The organism is Dietzia sp. IBK-p2-15D (assembly GCF_057773105.1).
The window spans coordinates 143,346-160,420 of sequence record NZ_JBYMTK010000004.1 but is presented as its reverse complement, the minus strand read 5'-3'; the positions used below and the strand labels follow the sequence as shown (position 1 = coordinate 160,420).

Here is a 17,075-nt window from a genome sequence, read left to right as displayed (position 1 = left end):
GCGTCTCACCGTTCGTCCAGAAGGCGTTCTATCTCGCTTTCGCGCATACGTCCTGCCAGCAACGCGATCAGCGCAAGTACGGGTGGAGCGATGCCGGCGATGGTGAAAATCACCGGGATGGGTACGAGCAGCGAGAGCGGTCCTGCGACCGCGATCGAGACCGGCATGAAGGTTATCGAGACGAAGAAGTCGAGGCTCGCGACTCGGCCGATCATGTCGAGCGGCACCAAGCGTTGCAGCAGGGTTCCCCAGATGACGACACCGGCTCCGGTCGCTGCGCCGACGATGAACAGGGCTGCGAGCATCAGGATCAGATTGTCGGCGACGCCGATGACCGCGAGGGGGAGGGTTCCGCCGCCCCAACAGGCGATCATGAACGTGAGGTAGCGACGCGGGAGTTTCAGCGACGACACAACGAGTGAGCCGATAGCCCCACCGATGCCGAATGCGGCGAGAAGGAAGCCGAACGTGGATTCGGCGTCCTCGAACCTGTCGCGAGTGATGAAGGGCAGCAGCACTTCGATCGGTCCCTGGATGATGAGAGCGAGCGAGGATCCGAAAATCAGGGTCCAGAGCAACCAGCGGGTGTGAACCACATAGTTCACGCCTGCTCGAAGGTCGCCCCACACGCTCGTGTGCTGCTCCGGAGACGTGGCCGTGGTCGGCTCGTCGCGTCGGCTGAGGAACAGGGTGAGGATGAACGCGATTGCGTACGAGGCTGCGACGATGACGGCCCCGATGGCGGGGAAGAATATGCCGACGATGACTCCGCCGAGGGCGGGACCGAGGCCCTGCCCCAATGAGGGGCGGAGAGCGCCTTCGAGCCCGTTCGCTGCGAGGAGCTGCTCAGGCGGAAGCACCTGAGGTAAATACGCGCTGTAGGCGGGGTAGAAGAACGCGCTTCCTGCGCCCATCGCGAATGAGGCAACGCCGACGTGACACAGTTCGATCGTCTCGGTGAGGGACAGGACTGCCACCACGATCATCACAGCCGCGGTGCATCCCTGCACGGTGATGATGATGCGGCGTTTGGAGAACCGATCGGCGACAACGCCACCAAGGATCGAGAAGGTGAACAGGCCCAAGCTCATCCCTGTTGCGACCGCTGAGAGCGCGAGCGGGCTGTCATCGAGCGCGAGCACTTGGAAGACCATCACGATGGTCCACATCCCGGTGCCGAAGACCTCGATGCCGACCGCGGCGAACAGGAGGCGATAGTCCCGCGAAGCCAGTGGCCGCAGGGCACGTATCCGGTTGAGGTTCATTTCGCTCATACCAGGGCCTCGCCTTCGACCATCGAAGTCAGTTCGAGGCTCGGCCATTCGTCAACGTCACGGAGCAGCTGCCGATCGTGCGTTGACAGGACGACCGCCGCCGTGGTTGCTCCGAGCGCGTCGGTGAGTTCGTCAACGAGCGCGATGGAAAGGTGGTTGGTGGGTTCGTCCAGGAGCAGCACATGCGGGCGCATCGCGAGCACGAGCGCCAGATCGAGCCGGCGCTGCTGCCCCATCGAGAGCTCACCCACTCGTTTGCCCGCCTCGCGCGGGCGCAGCAGACCAAGCTGAGAGAGCCCGATCGCATCCGACTCCAGCAAAGTGCCTTCGGACACCAGCGCGCCGACGTGCGTGGCGTACACCTCGCTCGCTCTCCGCTCAGGCGGCAGGGTCGTCTCCTGATGGAGAAAGCCCAAGCGCGTGCTCCGAGGCGTTCGAACCGCTCCCGTGTCCGGCGCCAGCTCACCGCCGACCACGCTCAGCAGTGTGGACTTGCCGGCACCGTTCGGGCCGGTCACGACGAGACGGCCGCGGTGGGAGAGTGAGAACGACACTGGCCGGGTCAACCGCCCAGCGACGCTGACCTGATCGACGCTGAGGAGAACCGCCCCAGTGCGTGTGGGGAGGTCGGGGAACCGGAAGAGCTGAGGCGGTTCCGGCACGGTGACGGCGTGGGCTTCCAGTGCTTCCTGGCGTCGGTGCACGTTCTGCACGAGCCCGCTGGCCCGGGTGGCGCGCCCATGCTTGTTGGTGCCCTTCTCTGGTCTCCATCCCGAGACCAATCGGTTCTGCGCGGCGCTGAGACTGTCCTGCAGTCGAGCATGCTCGGCCTGCTGGCGGTCGTAGTCCTGTTCCCAGCGTTCCCGCTCGGCCAGGCGCCCCTCCCGGTAGCCGGCATAGCCATTCCCGTACACGCGCGGCCGATCGTCCGGCGTCGGGTCGAGGTCGACGATGGTCTCCGCGATGTCGGACAGCAGCGCACGATCGTGGCTGACGACGACAACACCCCCGCTCCGCGCTCGGAGCTGCGTGGCCAAGAACCCGAGCCCGCTTCGGTCGAGGTGGTTGGTGGGCTCATCAAGCAGGAGAAAGTCGTGATCGGCGCCCAGAAGGCACGCCAGCCGTACCCGATAACGCTGTCCCACCGAGAGGTCTGCGAGAAGCCTGGTCGTGTCCGTCTCCGCGTCGAGCGCTTCGAGCGCGATCTGCACGCGCCGTTCGGCATCCCACGCATCGAGCGCTTCGGCATGTTCCAACGCGGCCGCGTACTGCTCCTCCGCCCGGTCCGTGTTGTCCGCGAGAGCGAGAGCGGCGGCGTCGAGTGCCTCCAACGCGGCCAGAGGTTCGGCGATCGCCTCCGTGACCGCCTGTCCAACAGTTCGACTGTCAGTGGCGGTCATCTCTTGCTCGGCAACACCGATCGTGCCGATGCACTGGACTGTTCCGGAGTCCGGGGCCAGGACGCCAGCGAGCACCTGCAGGAGCGTCGATTTCCCCCGCCCGTTCTCGCCCACGATCGCGACACGCGATGAGAAAGTGAGGGTGAGGTCGACATGATGGAGAACGGGCGTGGCTCCGCGCATTAAAGACACGTCGGAAGCGATGAGCTGCGCGCGCTGGCGCGCCGGATGACGGTTTGTCGGGGTGAGCATTGAAGTCCTTCGAGACGACGCACCACCGGCCACGAACAGGCAGATAGGTACGCAACTGACGGCGACCCAGAAGGGTCAGAACGCGCGGCCGCCGCAGACTCGGAATACTCAACGAGCGCGGTGGGCCTACTCAGCCGTCACAGGAAGTACAGATGCACGGAAAAAGTGTACCGCATGCCGCCGGTATGTCTTCCTGCAGCCGATCTGCTGCCACGTTAGGCGACGGACGGGGCCCAGCTGTTCGACTGGCTGGCACCTCGAACTCGACCACGCAGTCCTCGTCTAACATTGCCGAACCCCGCGCCCGCAACCACTGGTCCCGCCGGTATGGCTGAGGGTGCCCTGCGCAACACCGCGACCCGATGGGCTTGGCCCACGAGTCGTCTGAGCGGCCGCGTCACCGCGCGCCGCGGCACGTCGAACGGGTCGTCAAAGGCGATCAGTGGTCGGCTCGAGCACCTCCGCGCGAGCGCGCTCGGGTCTCGCATTCTCACCAAGCACATCGCCAGGAGACTGCCCACGTCCGAAGGCCAAGGCCCGACTACACCCTTGATTGGGATGAGCCCCATAACCGGCATGTGGTGAGTTTCCGGTTGCCCGCACGCTCTAAGTGGTCTGATGACAACGCTGCTGCCGACCGTCCTCAAAAAACCGTTCAGCAGCACTAAGCCGACCGAGGACGTGCGGAACAATCCCAGATCTCGCCAAGCTGTGAGATAACCCACTGGCCACACTGGGGAAGGGGCTGGCGCAGTACTAGGTGACATCTGATCTGGCTTGCCGTTGGAGCGGTCGCGGGGGCGACGCAGCACCGTGGGGCAGTCCACTTCGCCGGCGACGACGGCGTACACCCGCCCCAGCCCTCGTCGGTGACACCGGTCGAGTACTAGCCCAGCCACTTACCAGGCTGGTGGCCCCGGCCCTTGAGTGCGGGCAGGGCTGGGTCTTGAACTCGGCGCCCGGAATGTGGGGCAGGGGGTCGAGGTCGACGCGGGTCGGGTGGTGGAGAGTGGCAGTCATGGCGGCCTCCAAAGGTTGGGGTGGGTTGCTGACTCCACCCTCTGCCCCCCTAGTTCCAGGTGCAGCAGTCGTCGTCGACAGGTGCGAACGTCACCATCCGGTCCCGCCCGGCCGGTCCGGACTGCTACAACATGGGCATCTACCTTGGAGGTCAGTGTGCGTTCTGTAGTCGCGGTCGTTGCCGCAGTGATGCTGGTGTCGGGGTGCTCGTCGAGCACCGAACAGGAAGCGTCAGAACCGGCATCGCCGACAAGTGCGGCGTCGAGCTCCACCAAGTCATCGCCATCACCGACGACGTCGGACAGCGACGAGTACATGGGCGCCGGCGAGATGATCGAGCAGCCGGCAGGAAAGGGCGGACTGATCGGCTGCACGGGCCGCGATGACTGCGACGTGGAGTTCGACGTCAACTCCGTGTCCCGCCACTCCTGCGACTCCTACTCCCCAGAGGGCGACTACGAGCTGGTGCGCGTGGAGATCGAGGCCAGGGCCCGCCAGGAGATCTCCTACCCGGATGCACTGGACGTGTTCAATCTCGGCTCCTGGTCGGCACTGACCAACGACGGCTACACCTTGCGCTCACTCGACGTCACCGCGAACTGTCCAGGGTCGGACTATTCACTGCTCATGTACGGCATCAACGCTGGGGAGAAGGTACGCAACACCATCGACTTCGTAGTCCCCACCAACGTCGCCAAACTGCAGCTTCAGCCCGCCGCCCTCGACGGCGGCGGCTGGAACTGGGAGATCACCGACTAGGCCTGGCAGAAGGCCTACCGAGACACCGGGCCGATTGGGCCGTTTTTCTTACCCACCGGCACCCGAACGGCCGCGCAACGTCCCGATCCGAATCGCCGTCAAAGGGCCCCTTTGCCGAGAATGTGTATCAATGCACTCGAGACCCGAAGGAGATGCCTGTCATCAGTCTCGACACCCACCCTGTGGCACAGCCGGAACGGCGAACCCTCATCCGTCCCGCACTGGTGTACCCCAAGAGACCAGGGCATGTTGCCGCCATGTCTGCAAATTACGTGCAGTTGTGGCCCTACTGCGTTGGCTCAGGCTCGCGGCAACGCTGGCGTGCCGAGGTCGCTGAGCGAAGGCTTCATCATCCAAAAGCTTCATCCAAGAGATACCAGTGAACACCGTTTTGTAAGACTGTCGTCATGACTTCTGTGCATGAGGTGATTGAGGCGTCCCACCGTGGTGCGCGAGCGGCACATCGCGGTTGAAACTCTCGGATTGAACCACGCCCCGGCGAACGCACTCCTGCCGGACCTTAACCAGTTCAAAACGGACAAATCGCCTCCATCCGATCCGAAAGGCCGAAGCAGCCAATGCGTCTGAACGCAAGCAGGACTGTCAACTGGAACGACACCACCACTCATACCGGCGTCACGACGGACAAAGTCTTCATCGGGCCCGACCCGATCGGGCTAGGAGGCGTACAGGTCGCCGTTGGACAGTCGGCGGCCCCGCCCGCCCGGCAGACACTTCGCGACCTGTTCAATGCACGTCGCGGCAAGACCCAGCTGCAGCTCGTCGTTGCCATCGTCAACGGTTCCACGACTCATCTCTTCGGTCCGGACCCGCAGGCACAGCCCATCGAGTTACCCACGGAACAGGCGCAACGGCAACTCCAATCAGTGCTTGAGGAACCTGATGCCTTAGCGGCGACCGACCGAATCACCGGCTTCCGCAAGGCTCACGTCTCCACCGCTGTCGCCGGCTTCACGAACAGCGGTCTCTTCGCCACCCATCACCTGACTCAAAACGTTCCACAGCGACACGACTGGGGCGACCTCAATCGTGTCGGCGAAGCCCTTCTCACCGCCCGCGGACAACAGCTCATTAGCGCTCTTGGATTTAAGACCAAGCCCGCGACCGGCGGCACTGTCCTGCTATCGACCCCCACTGATGCGTCACGCGCGGTTGCGGTGCTGCTCGACGACGCCGAGCACTTCGACTCCAAGAGCCCTCGCTTCCAGCTGTCTCCTGTCGCCTATGGCCTTGCAGTTGCGGCCCAGCAGGATGTCCCATGGCTGGTCGTGCTGCGCAAGGATCAGATCCGTCTCTATCCTGGCCGGGACGGTGTTGGTGTCGGGTCCAAGGGGCAGGCCGAAACCTACTTCGAGATTGACCTGTCTACGGTCGACGCCGCCTTCGCTGGGCTACTGCCCCTGGTATTCACCGCAGACGCGCTGGCCGTAGCGGGCACTACAGACCAATTGCTCGACGAGAGCAGCCGGTACGCCACCGAACTCGGAGATCGACTTCGCGAACGAATCTACGAGGAGATTATTCCTTCGCTCGCTGTCGAAGTCACCCACCAGCTCGCCAAACACGCCCAATTACGGCTCGACGCCGATGGTCTGGCGACCGCGTACCGAGTCACCCTGCGCATCCTCTTCCGCCTCCTGTTCCAGGCATACGCCGAAGACCGCGGGCTCCTACCGTCGGGCCGAAACGAAGGCTTCGACGCGAACAGCCTGAAAACCAACGCTCAGCGCCTCATCAGCACCGCTGACCACGAGTTCGGCGACTCCACCACCCTGTGGCGCGACCTGACCCAGGTTTGGGACGCCATCGACAAAGGCAATGCCCAATGGCAGATCCCCCCCTACAACGGAGGCCTGTTCTCCTCAGACCCTGAACGATCGCCAGACGGCGCGTTGTTCACCAGAATCCAGATCCCGGACCGAGCGATGGGGCCAGCCCTCAAGCACCTACTGATCGACACCACCCGCGATGGCGTCGATGGGCCCGTGGACTTCCGGTCCCTCAGCGTGCGCGAGTTCGGCACGATCTACGAGGGCCTGCTCGAAAGCTCACTGTCCAAGGCCGAACAAGACCTCACCCTCGATCGTGACAGCGCTTGGGTTCCCGCTAAGCAGGGCGACGAGGTCTACGTCAGAGCGGGAGCGGTGTATTTCCACAGTGCCTCGGGTGAACGTAAGGAAACCGGCTCCTATTTCACACCAAAGGTCATCGTCGACCACCTCATCGAACGATCTCTCGTACCGTCTCTCACATCACACTTAGAAAAGATCGCCGACCACCTCAACAAGGGTGACGCGGCGGCAGCGGCCCGAGATTTTTTCGACTTCCGTGTTGCAGATCTTTCCATGGGATCGGGCCACTTCCTCGTGGCTGCAGTAGACAAGATCGAAGCACTGATGCGTGCCTTCCTCACCCAGCACGCCGTGCCGGGTGTGACTGACGAACTGCTCCGACTTGCCGGCGCAGCCAAGGAAGCTCTGGGAACTGACGATGTCGCCAAGTCCGAGGTCGACGAAATCGGTCTGCTCCGGCGGCAAGTAGCCCGCAGATGCATCTATGGGCTCGACACCAACCCGATGGCAGTCGAGCTCGCCCGTCTTGCGCTCTGGATCCACACTTTCGTGCCCGGCCTACCGATGAGCAACCTTGACCACGGTCTCATCAACGCCGATTCTCTGACCGGGATCGGAACGGTCGACGAGGCTCTGGACGTCCTGCACCCTGGCCGTACCCCCGGCCAAAGTGGGTTCTTCGACGACGTTGTCACCGATACTCTCGTCTCCGCCAAGACACTCCTAGTCGACCTCGCCAACGCGGGTGAGGCCAACAAGGCCGAGATCGAGGAGTCCGCGCGGCTCCTCGACCAGGCGCGTCAGGCTTCAGCACCGGCGGAACGTGTGTTTGACGTCGCAGTCGCTGCACGCGTCGGAGCCGTCGACGCCGGCTTGATCTTCACTCAGGACGACATCATCAGACTCGCCCGTACCCCCAAGGTGACGCAGACCGTCCAAGATCTGCGGCCGGCACACATGCCGGTCCTCTTCCCTGAGGTATTTCTCCGCTCTAACCCGGGCTTCGATGTCCTTATCGGAAACCCGCCATGGGAAGAACTCATGGTTGAGGAACCCAAGTTCTGGCTCCGCGTCCGCCCCGGTCTGCTCGGCCTTAAACCAGCGGCCATGAAAGCAGAGGTCGCGCGATTGCGCACCGAACGTCCGGACATGGTGGAAGAGCTGGAAAAGCTCGTCGAGGTCGTCGGTAAGGTCCGCCAGACCATGCTCAAAGGCCCCTACCCCGGACTCGGGACCGGAGATATTGACCTCTACCAGGCCTTTGCTTGGCGCTTCCTCAAACTGCTCAGAGATGAGGGACATTCGGGTGTGGTCATGCCGCGCTCCATCTTGAACGCCGCTGGACCCAGCCTTTGGCGTGAGGCCAGTTTTGCGGCAGGCGATCTACAGGCGATTACTCTTGTAAACGAGCGACAGTGGATCTTTCCGATCGATCCTCGGTACTCAATCGCGCTCATCGTTTTCCAGAAGCGCAACGCACCATCTGGGTACGTGCAAGTATCTGGCCCCTACTTCGATGAAAAGTCGTTCCTAGCAGGCCGTGACACTCTCGGCAAAATCGAGGTGGCGGCGTTAAAGGTGACGACCGGATCAACGATCCCCCAGATTGCGAGCCGCCAGTCCGCCGAGATCCTCAACGCCATCCGCAAGGCTCCGAGGTTGGACTCGCGCAGACCAGACTGGGATTTCCGGCCAGTGGCCGAGTTTCATGCGACCAACGACCGCTCCACATTTGATGCGGGAGCAGCAGGCACTGTCCCGGTATTGGGTGGCGCCGGCTTCGAGATTTGGAATCCAAGTACCGGCGAGGTGTACGCCCACGGGGATCAGTCCAAGATCGAGGCCGCCTTGCAGACGAAACGGAAGCGTCAAATCAAGCTCAAAAGTTCCGCATTCCACGGTCTGCCCCCAGAGTGGGCGGGAAATCGGGAAACGTTGCCGATGCGTCGACCGCGCATCGCGTTCCGGGACATCGCGCGGTCGACAGACACCCGCACAATGATCGCGGCGCTAGTGCCGCCGACCGTCGCACTGACGAACAAGGCGCCCTACTTGTATAGACGCGAAGGATCAGCGGCCGCGGAGGCCTACCTTCTCGGTGTCCTATCTTCGATACCGCTCGACTGGTACGCCCGCAAGTACGTTGAGCTGGGAATGAACCTGCACATTCTTAACGGCCTGCCCATCCCTGCGCTCGATGCCGAGTCGTCGATTGCCACGCGGATCATCCAGGTCGCCGGCCGGCTCGCAGCAGTCGACGAGCGATACGAAGGCTGGGCCAACGAGGTGGGCGTCCCGGTCGGGTCGGTGACCACACCGACAGAGAAGGCCGATCTCGTTGCCGAACTCGATGCACTGGTCAGTCTCCTCTATGGGCTGACCGAGGTCCAGGTCGAGCACCTCTTCAAGACCTTTCACCGTGGCTGGAACTATCAATCGCGACTGGTAGCAGTCCTCGACCACTACGCACGCTGGAAGAGCCAAGCATGACGCAACTGCCAGACTTCGCAACCAACCACCTCGCAGGCGAGGCCACGGTCCGCGTGGCGGACCGGGTGAACGAGCTATTCCGGCTGCTTAGGGAAAACAAGGTGAGCCCGCCGCCCGTCGCGATCGCAACGGCATACATTAACCCTGGCGGGTTTGCCCTCCTTGCTGACGAGCTGGAGCGAGCCCCTCGGGTCCGTCTGCTGCTCGGAGCAGAACCGGAGCAAAGCGCGGTCCGAGCCGTCAGCGCCCATGATGCGACCATGGAGTCTCGAATCAGCGCTGCGGTCGAACAGCACGACGACTGGCTTGCCATGGAACGAGACACCATGGGCTTCGCGCGACAGCCAAACGCAGACGCCCGACGGATGGTGGAGTGGCTGCGCGGTCTTAACTCGGACGGGACGGCACGGGTGGAGGTTCGGCGGTTCACCGGTGGCTTCCTCCACGGCAAGGCATACCTGGTGGAGGACTCCGCGACCCAGGCTGCGATCGCAGGCTCTTCGAACATGACCTACGCAGGTCTGGCACTGAATGCCGAGCTGAACCTAGGAACCGGCGGAGGCACTCATGCTGCTGCCAAAGTGCAGGAGTGGTTTGAAAGCTTCTGGGCAGCGAGTGATCCGTACGATCTGGCCGAGTTGTACGGGCGGTTGTGGGACCCACATGACCCGTGGCTCATCTACTTGCGGATGCTGTGGGAGCTGTACGGAGCGCACCTGGACGACGAGAATCCGCATGTAAAGACCGGTCTCAACTTGACCCGGTTCCAGGCCGACGGGGTTGTGCGGATGGAGAGGCTGCTGGACGAGCACGGCGGCGTGCTCGTCGCTGATGAGGTCGGTCTCGGAAAGACGTACTTGGCCGGTGAGGTCATCTACCGGACTGCCAATATCAATCGGCAACGCGTACTCATAGTGGCCCCAGCTGCGTTGAAGACGTCTATGTGGGGGCCGTTCCTGCACGAGCACGATTTCTCCAGGTGGGTGCAGGTCTATTCGTACGAAGAGGTACGCAATCGACTCGATCCTGGTCACCCAGGTCATCACGCGTTCATGCAGGAGATCGAGGACTATTCCCTGGTCGTGATCGACGAAGCACACAACCTACGCAACTCTTCCGCACAACGGTCGGGGGCGGTGGACCGCGTCATCACCGCCGGAAGCCAGCCAAAAAAGGTCGTGCTGCTGACCGCGACACCGGTCAACAACTCGCTTGCTGACCTTGAGACATTGATCAAGTACTTCATCCGGGACGACGCTCGATTCGCGTCCCTCGGCATTCCCAGCATCCGGGAGTACATCCGCCATGCCCAGGCGGTCGACCCCGCGAACCTCACCCCCGAGCACCTATTCGATCTGATGGATCAGGTGGCAGTCCGCCGCACCCGCAAGTTCGTCAAGGAGCACTACAGCAACGAGCTGATCGTCGGCGCAGACGGGAAGACGACCACGATCAAGTTCCCCCAGCCGAAGGTGCGCCGTCTCGACTACGACGTCCATGAGAACGGGCTGGAGCTCATTGACGCGATGGTCTATGCCCTCGATGACCCCACCGATCCCCACGCGCCCACGGCGTGGGAAGACCGCTCCCGGGACCCCAAGCGTCTGATGCTTGCCCGGTACCTATCCAGCATGTACACCCTTGATCAGGACCTGCTGGAGTACCAGATCACCAACGTTGGCCTGCTTCGCTCCGGGCTGTTGAAACGGCTCGAGTCGAGCCCTGACGCACTACACGCGTCGCTTGAGCGCATGCTCATGTCCCATGAGTCATTCTTGGGCGCCTTGCACCGTGGATATGTCCTGAAGGGAGATGCGCTCAACGACTGGGTCTCCTCAGACTCCGACGACCTTGACGCATTCGTGGAGGCATTCGACGACGACGACCAGGTAGACGCAGCCAGCGGCTACCACGTGGCTGAACTTGTAACAGACGTGCAATCCGACATCGCTCTTCTACGCCATTTGAGCGATCTCGCCAGCAAGGCCATGGGCGGGACGGAACCGAAGATCGACAAGCTCATCGCGGAGCTCACCCAGATCGCCGAGCAGGCTCGTCGCATCGACGCACGCGGCGTGTCTCACGGGGACCGACGCAAGGTCATCATCTTCTCCGCGTTCTCCGACACGATCATCGCAGTCCATGAGGCTGTCGTCGCAGCGATCAACACGGCACCGCCTGGGTCACCGTTGAGTGATTTTCAGCGCAGAGTCGCACCTCCAATTATGGGCGCCTACGCCAAGGTGCACGAACGGGGCGAGTCCGGTGGCGTCGACCAGGGCGGACGTGCTTCCACCATCGCCGGATTCGCACCCAGGACAGCTGGCCCGCGCAACGCCAACGGGGAACCCACGGCCAAGGACGAGTACGACATCGTGTTCGCCACCGACGTCCTCGCTGAGGGGATGAACCTGCAGCAGGCCGGACAAATGATCAACTACGACCTGCCGTGGAACCCGATGCGAATCGTCCAGCGACACGGCCGAGTCGACCGCATCGGATCCCAGCACGACTACGTCCACCTTGGACTGTTCTTTCCCAGTGACAGACTGGACGACTTGCTCCGTCTCGAGGAACGACTCCAAAATAAACTCGCACTAGCTGACGCCGCCGTCGGCGCTGGAGAAGTCCTGCCGGGCCGCGGACCTGGTCACGAGGTGAATCTAACCGACGATCAAGTCACCGACGAGTTCGAAAAACTCCTCGACGCTGGCGGTTCCAGCGCATCTCTGTCTGGAGAAGAGTACCGGCGCCGACTCTACGGATCCTTCACCACAGACACGACGACCAAAACCGAGATCACCTCCCTCCCCTACGGCTCCGGAAGCGGATTTGAGAACCCAGCCGCAGGCGGCAATGGTTACGTCTTCTGCATCCGCCTTGGGGACAGCCACAAACCCTGGTTTCGATACGTGGCAGTTGACGAGAACTGGAGCCTCGCCTACGACGACACGGGGAACCCGCGGATCTCTGGCGACACACTGATCTCACTGCGCGTTGCCGACCCCGGCAGTGCCAGCACTCCGCGTTGGCTCGATGAACTTGTTTACGATCGAGCCTTCGATGCCTGGGAGGTCGCACGCACCGATGCTTTCAATGCCTGGAGCCAGCTCACCGACCCGAACGCGTTCCAGCCCGAAATGCCGTTGTCCTTCCGCGACGCTCACCAACTGGTCTTCCGTGCCGGCGGGTATCTTGGGCGAGACAGACAGATCGAACTCGCCAAACGACTCCGCAGCGTCCCCTCCGCAAAGGTCTCCCGCCGGATGCGTCATGCCCTCAACGAAGGACGCACGGACGAAGAACGCATCGCCCTGATCACCGACGTTCTGGAGGAAGCCGGGATCACCGCACCCCCACCACGCGAACCGCTCCCCGACATTGAGCTCCACGAGGTCCGGCTAGTGACCTGGATGGCCGTGCGAGGCACCCGCAAATCTGACCCCGGGACGGCCCCATCTCATTCGTGAGCAGTAGGTGCATCGGTAGGGCATCAACAACGGCCAGCCTAGCTCCACCAGGGGATCTGCCGCAGTCTCCAGCTGGAGAGTCGATAGTGTCGATTATGTCGTTTTCACTGGTCAAAGCGTCAAGGCCCAGAGGACGAGCTACTTCCTATCGACTCGCTGCCGGCGAGTGCGTCCTCGCTGAGTCAACTATGTATCGGCTGTCGGTGGGCCGGGCCAGGCTTGACATACCTTGCGAGCTAAATGCGATGAACGGGCGCGAATATCAGTGACTGTCCAATCGTTGGGGTGGTCCTCAACGATCTCCTTGTTGAGGACCATCAGACTGAACGTGTTCAGAAGTGACCGCTTTCCGACGCCAGGGTTAGGTCCGTCGGGATCCACCCTGGCGGCGTCCTCATCGGTCCAAGGCCGGTTGGACAGCGACCCGTTGAGCTTATTGGTCACGAGCGTGAGGTTGCCCAGGCAGTTGAGTTCGTATTCCACCTCGGATTCTTCCTCTTCCGTTCGTGGCGGATCGGTCTCCCAGTGGCGCCGCCACCCTTGGGGGAAGACGTGTTCGATGTCTAGCGTGCCCTGGATCGCGACTGACTCATGTCTTTCCGTGCGCAGTTGTTGTTCCACCCCCTGGAGGATCACACGCAAGCGGTTCTGCCGAATGTTGCCATACATTCGCAGCGTCGGAATCCTGTCGGTGACCTCTTTATCGTCAGGCCAGTAGCGTGTGTTGGCCTTCTGCCCGGCCAGCTCGCTCTTGAGGCGATCGCCGATCGCCTCGTCCTCGCAGTCCCGTACGGACTGCAAGAGCGAGACGACCATCTTGTTAACGTCCTTCATCGTCAACCGCAGCAACGTCCGACGGACAACCCAGCTCTCCATCGCATCCAACGCCACAGCGGCTTGTTTCGGAGGCACGTTGAAGGCTGACGACGCCAAACGCATCAGCAGGGGAACGAACGTCGCGAGTTCGAAGGTTCCTACGACTGTGTCGTAGAACCGGCCTACGGCGTCAGTTCCGCTCTGAGTAGACAGCTTCCGGTACAGAAGTGAATCTGATTGCAGCTGTTGCAGCAGCTGCTCAGCTTCGTCGCCCGACGTCATCATCTTCGCTCCGTACTGACGGAAGCGAGCGAACACATCATCGGTCAGAACTTCCGCGTTGGTACGCATTGTCAGCCAGTACTGCAGAAATGTGTCGATTCTGGATCGCAGGTGGCGGCCCTGGCTGACTTCCTCGCGCCACCAGTCGTCTTCAAAATCGACCCAATAGGTATCGGCCCAGTTCTCGACGTCCGCGTTGAGTTCATCTCCTCGGGAGAAGACCCAGTTCTTGATCAGATCGGCCTTCAGTAAAGGGGTGCCCCGATCGTTGAGCGTCTCGAAGATCAACTGGTCATCGTCGCTACCGTCTAGGTTGATGCTGACGACCTGCAGCTTTGTTTCGAGGACGTCCGTAAGCGCTGTCACCCGCTCCTCGGTGCTACCTAGCGTGTCCGGGTCAGTCGCCGAGAGCCATTGGGCGATTTCAGAGCGGAAGTAGTGGTGCGCTTCGAGCACTCGATGGTCGTCTCCGCCACCGGGAACTGCACCGGACATTGCCGCGACAAACGCTTCGCGGTCGCCACGACTGGGCCATAGTTTGAACTGCTTCTCGGTCCCTTGGAAGCGGCGCGCCTTGTTGGTGGTCAGTTCAGCGAGTGCCTCGGCCTCATCTTTGAAGTCGTCGAGGTCTTCGAGTTCGGCCCTTGCGGCGTCCAAAAGCAGTTGCAGAGTGGTCAGGCGCTGCTGACCATCGACCACTTCGTAGCGAACCACGTCCCCGGAGTAGGCCGATTTCGACTTCAGGACCACGGCCCCTAGGAAATGTGCTGACTCCTCATCGACGGGTACGTTCTGCCGTCGAGCGGTGATGAGCCGGTCAGCTAGACGGCGAATGTCCTCCCACAGCGGACTCCACTGATTGTCTTCATTCCACACATAGGGCCGCTGATAGACCGGCACCTCGTATTGGACAGTGACGTCAAACAGGGCGCGGGGGGCAAGAGCTTCAGCCTTCACCCCCTACAGGGTAGGCGGGAGGTGTGACAGTTCCGAACGTTCGTGGGAACGACGTCACCAAAGTCCTCAAGCCCCGGGCGACAGGAGTGCCAACTGCCACGCGCCGATAATGTTGCATTCCGTCATATCTGCTGGTCACGAGCAATCTAGAGGCTCCACTGTTACTGTCTCGGCATGTGTGGTCGGTACTCGGTAGCCATTTCCGGCTCGGCTCTAGTTGGGGAACTCGATCTCGATGGGGCCGATCCCGATTTCGAGTGGTCGCAGACCTATTCGGTGGCTCCCCGTACGCGGGCACCAGTTATCCGGGATCGCCTGATCGACGATCAGCGGGTGCGTGAGGCGTTCCTACCGACATGGGGCTTGCGCCCGTCTTGGGTCAAGGAAAAGGGCCCACGGCCGATCAATGCTCGTCTCGAGGGCGTGGCAACCAACGGCATGTTCCGCTCGGCGTTCGCTTCCGCCCGAATCGCAGTTTTAATGACTGGCTACTACGAGTGGCAAGAGGCCCTCGAAGACGGTAAGAAGGTCAAGAATCCCAGCTACGTCCACTCCCCAGGCGACGAACTACTGCTCGCAGCTGGACTGCTCGCCTTCCACCGAGACACCGGCGACGAAGAGTGGCAGACGACGTTCACGATCATCACCCGCACCGGTGAAGATGCCGCGGGCGAGGTCCACGACCGGATGCCGGTCTTCCTGACCCCAGCCGCCTGGGACACCTGGCTGACCCCGGAGAAGATCGCCAAGGATCAGGCCTCCGACTTGCTTGACCTGCTTGATATCGAGTCCCGAACAGTCGCGGCGACACTGCGGACCCGTCCGGTGTCCCGAGCGGTCAACAACGTGCGCACGTTGAATCGCCACGATCCGAGCCTGATCGAAGCTGCGCACTAGCCCGGAGGTGTTATCTCTCGCCCGTTCGCGAGCAATTTGTGCCTCAGCTCCCTTGCGCCTGCCGCGCTCGGTACCTGCGGCCGACGCAAGCGCTGTCCAGTGGAGGCGCCGATCCGGTAGCGGGGTTTGCCGTCGGCGCCGTTGCGGTAGCGGCGGGGGTTGCGTGCCAGTCGTCGCAGGTCGTGCAGTAGCTCGGCGGCCCTATCTTCGCCTAGCTCGGTGACTGCGAGTCGGTAGACGCCGCGGGCTCCCCAGTCGGGTTCTGGGAGGCCAGCGACTACGCGGTGCCAGCGCATCAGCTCGAGGAAGTGCGTTTCGCCTGCCTGGTCGGCCGCTTGTCGGATTCGGTCCACCAGCTCGTCCACGCCGGCACCGTATCCGGCCCCTCCGACACCGGTTGTCAGTGCAGGTCGCGGGCGGCGATGAGGCCGGAGATGAAGTCGGCGGCCCTGTCTGCTTCGGCGTCGGTGAGGTCGTATGCGACACCCGCAACGAGAGTGCGCGAGGGGCCGAGCGGTTGAAGGCCGAGACTCACTCGGGTGGTGGCCGACAGGGCTGCGCGGTCGGCGATGTACGCAGCGGTGCAACCCAGAGCATCGGCGATGGCTGCGAACTGCTCGCGGTTCATTGTCGGAGGGTGAGCCGGACGGCCTCGGGCGGCGGGGACCTGGCCCCGTTCACAAATGCTCATGTGGCTCCCGCTTACGCCGACGGCGAGCGCCAGCCTGAGCTGCGTCAGCCCGGCTTCCAGACGAACGGTGCGGATGGCCCGCCCCAGTGACCTCGCCTCAGCTGGCGTCATTGCCCCTCCCCCTCCGTGTCGGGTCGGATCTCAGCTACGACTGACCAGTGCCCGTCCTCCTGGGCGGCCGACACCACGGACGCCTCGGCCCCGTCGAGGAGTCCGAGGTTTTGCAGGCGACGGTCGAGGTCGATGTGAGCGTGCAACTCACTCGGCCCGGTCCCGATGAGGTACATGGTCGCCATCGTGCCCGGTGCTACGACTGTGCGGGCACCGCTCCTGCCGGGTACGCAGATCTGCAAGCGCCCAACAGTTCTAAGATAGTCACATAAACCCGCTCTCCGCGGCGTGGGACCTGGGCGCGTGGTCGTGGCCGGCCGGGCGACGTGCCGCGTTCGCCAACGACGTCGACCGGAACCTGCTCGCCGTCGCAGCGTCGGTCAACACCGGCAAGAGCGACTCGACCCCGGCGGACTGGCTACCCCCGGATCCCGGTCGACACTGCTTCTACGCCTCCCGGTACCTCACCGCGGCCGTCGCCTACGGCCTGCCGGTGACGAGGGCCGATCATGACGCTCTCGCGGGCGCGATCCGGCGGTGCCCGCCCGGCCCGTAGGGCCCGG

The 17,075-nt window shown here is 62.8% G+C and carries 10 protein-coding genes and 1 pseudogene; 6 read left to right on the top strand and 5 right to left on the bottom strand.

All coding sequences use genetic code 11. From position 1 onward, the window contains the following. Positions 1–5 precede the first annotated feature (5 nt). Positions 6–1,274 (bottom strand): MFS transporter, encoded by a 1,269-nt coding sequence (locus AC3DEV_RS08100; RefSeq protein ID WP_132064188.1) that lies wholly within the window; start codon positions 1,272–1,274, stop codon positions 6–8. Then, a complete protein-coding gene (locus AC3DEV_RS08095) occupies positions 1,271–2,926 on the bottom strand; it encodes an ABC-F family ATP-binding cassette domain-containing protein (protein WP_246997545.1) in 1,656 nt (551 codons plus the stop codon). The genes AC3DEV_RS08100 and AC3DEV_RS08095 overlap by 4 nt, the downstream gene beginning before the upstream one ends. 405 nt (positions 2,927–3,331) lie before the next feature. On the opposite strand from AC3DEV_RS08095, the pseudogene AC3DEV_RS08090 reads away from it, so the two are divergent. From AC3DEV_RS08090 to AC3DEV_RS08075, 4 genes and pseudogenes are all read left to right on the top strand, one after another. Beyond that, positions 3,332–3,511: pseudogene (locus AC3DEV_RS08090) on the top strand (hypothetical protein); the annotation flags it as partial. A gap of 750 nt (positions 3,512–4,261) precedes the next feature. Continuing rightward, positions 4,262–4,705: a hypothetical protein gene (locus tag AC3DEV_RS08085; RefSeq protein ID WP_488371773.1), complete on the top strand. Its 444-nt coding sequence runs from the start codon at positions 4,262–4,264 to the stop codon at positions 4,703–4,705. 578 nt (positions 4,706–5,283) lie between these two features. Further along, a complete protein-coding gene (locus AC3DEV_RS08080) occupies positions 5,284–9,288 on the top strand; it encodes an Eco57I restriction-modification methylase domain-containing protein (protein ID WP_488371772.1) in 4,005 nt (1,334 codons plus the stop codon). Next, positions 9,285–12,758 (top strand): SNF2-related protein, encoded by a 3,474-nt coding sequence (locus AC3DEV_RS08075; protein ID WP_488371771.1) that lies wholly within the window; start codon positions 9,285–9,287, stop codon positions 12,756–12,758. The genes AC3DEV_RS08080 and AC3DEV_RS08075 overlap by 4 nt, the downstream gene beginning before the upstream one ends. 186 nt (positions 12,759–12,944) lie before the next feature. Here AC3DEV_RS08075 and AC3DEV_RS08070 read toward each other — a convergent pair whose 3' ends face one another. Beyond that, complete coding sequence (locus AC3DEV_RS08070) at positions 12,945–14,813, bottom strand: DUF262 domain-containing protein (protein WP_488371770.1); 1,869 nt, start codon at positions 14,811–14,813, stop codon at positions 12,945–12,947. Between the two features lie 174 nt (positions 14,814–14,987). On the opposite strand from AC3DEV_RS08070, the gene AC3DEV_RS08065 reads away from it, so the two are divergent. Further along, on the top strand, positions 14,988–15,710 hold the full coding sequence (locus tag AC3DEV_RS08065; protein ID WP_488371769.1) for an SOS response-associated peptidase: 723 nt from the start codon (positions 14,988–14,990) through the stop codon (positions 15,708–15,710). 400 nt (positions 15,711–16,110) lie between these two features. Here the strand turns inward: AC3DEV_RS08065 and AC3DEV_RS08060 are convergent, their stop codons facing one another. Continuing rightward, positions 16,111–16,512: a helix-turn-helix domain-containing protein gene (locus AC3DEV_RS08060; RefSeq protein WP_182653047.1), complete on the bottom strand. Its 402-nt coding sequence runs from the start codon at positions 16,510–16,512 to the stop codon at positions 16,111–16,113. Continuing rightward, positions 16,509–16,697: a hypothetical protein gene (locus tag AC3DEV_RS08055; RefSeq protein ID WP_017838548.1), complete on the bottom strand. Its 189-nt coding sequence runs from the start codon at positions 16,695–16,697 to the stop codon at positions 16,509–16,511. The genes AC3DEV_RS08060 and AC3DEV_RS08055 overlap by 4 nt, the downstream gene beginning before the upstream one ends. Before the next feature lie 83 nt (positions 16,698–16,780). Between AC3DEV_RS08055 and AC3DEV_RS08050 the strand changes: the two genes are divergently transcribed. Continuing rightward, positions 16,781–17,068, top strand: a complete 288-nt coding sequence (locus tag AC3DEV_RS08050; protein ID WP_488371810.1) for an HNH endonuclease family protein — start codon at positions 16,781–16,783, stop codon at positions 17,066–17,068. The last annotated feature ends 7 nt before the right edge of the window (positions 17,069–17,075 follow it).

What these genes read in the sequence shown, in the direction of transcription:
- AC3DEV_RS08085 (WP_488371773.1), top strand. Translation starts at nt 4,262, where the DNA reads ATGGGCGCCGGCGAGATGATCGAGCAGCCGGCAGGAAAGGGCGGACTG.
- AC3DEV_RS08065 (WP_488371769.1), top strand. Translation starts at nt 14,988, where the DNA reads ATGTGTGGTCGGTACTCGGTAGCCATTTCCGGCTCGGCTCTAGTTGGG.
- AC3DEV_RS08055 (WP_017838548.1), bottom strand. Translation starts at nt 16,697, where the DNA reads ATGGCGACCATGTACCTCATCGGGACCGGGCCGAGTGAGTTGCACGCT.
- AC3DEV_RS08095 (WP_246997545.1), bottom strand. Translation starts at nt 2,926, where the DNA reads ATGCTCACCCCGACAAACCGTCATCCGGCGCGCCAGCGCGCGCAGCTC.
- AC3DEV_RS08080 (WP_488371772.1), top strand. Translation starts at nt 5,284, where the DNA reads ATGCGTCTGAACGCAAGCAGGACTGTCAACTGGAACGACACCACCACT.
- AC3DEV_RS08075 (WP_488371771.1), top strand. Translation starts at nt 9,285, where the DNA reads ATGACGCAACTGCCAGACTTCGCAACCAACCACCTCGCAGGCGAGGCC.
- AC3DEV_RS08100 (WP_132064188.1), bottom strand. Translation starts at nt 1,274, where the DNA reads ATGAGCGAAATGAACCTCAACCGGATACGTGCCCTGCGGCCACTGGCT.
- AC3DEV_RS08060 (WP_182653047.1), bottom strand. Translation starts at nt 16,512, where the DNA reads ATGACGCCAGCTGAGGCGAGGTCACTGGGGCGGGCCATCCGCACCGTT.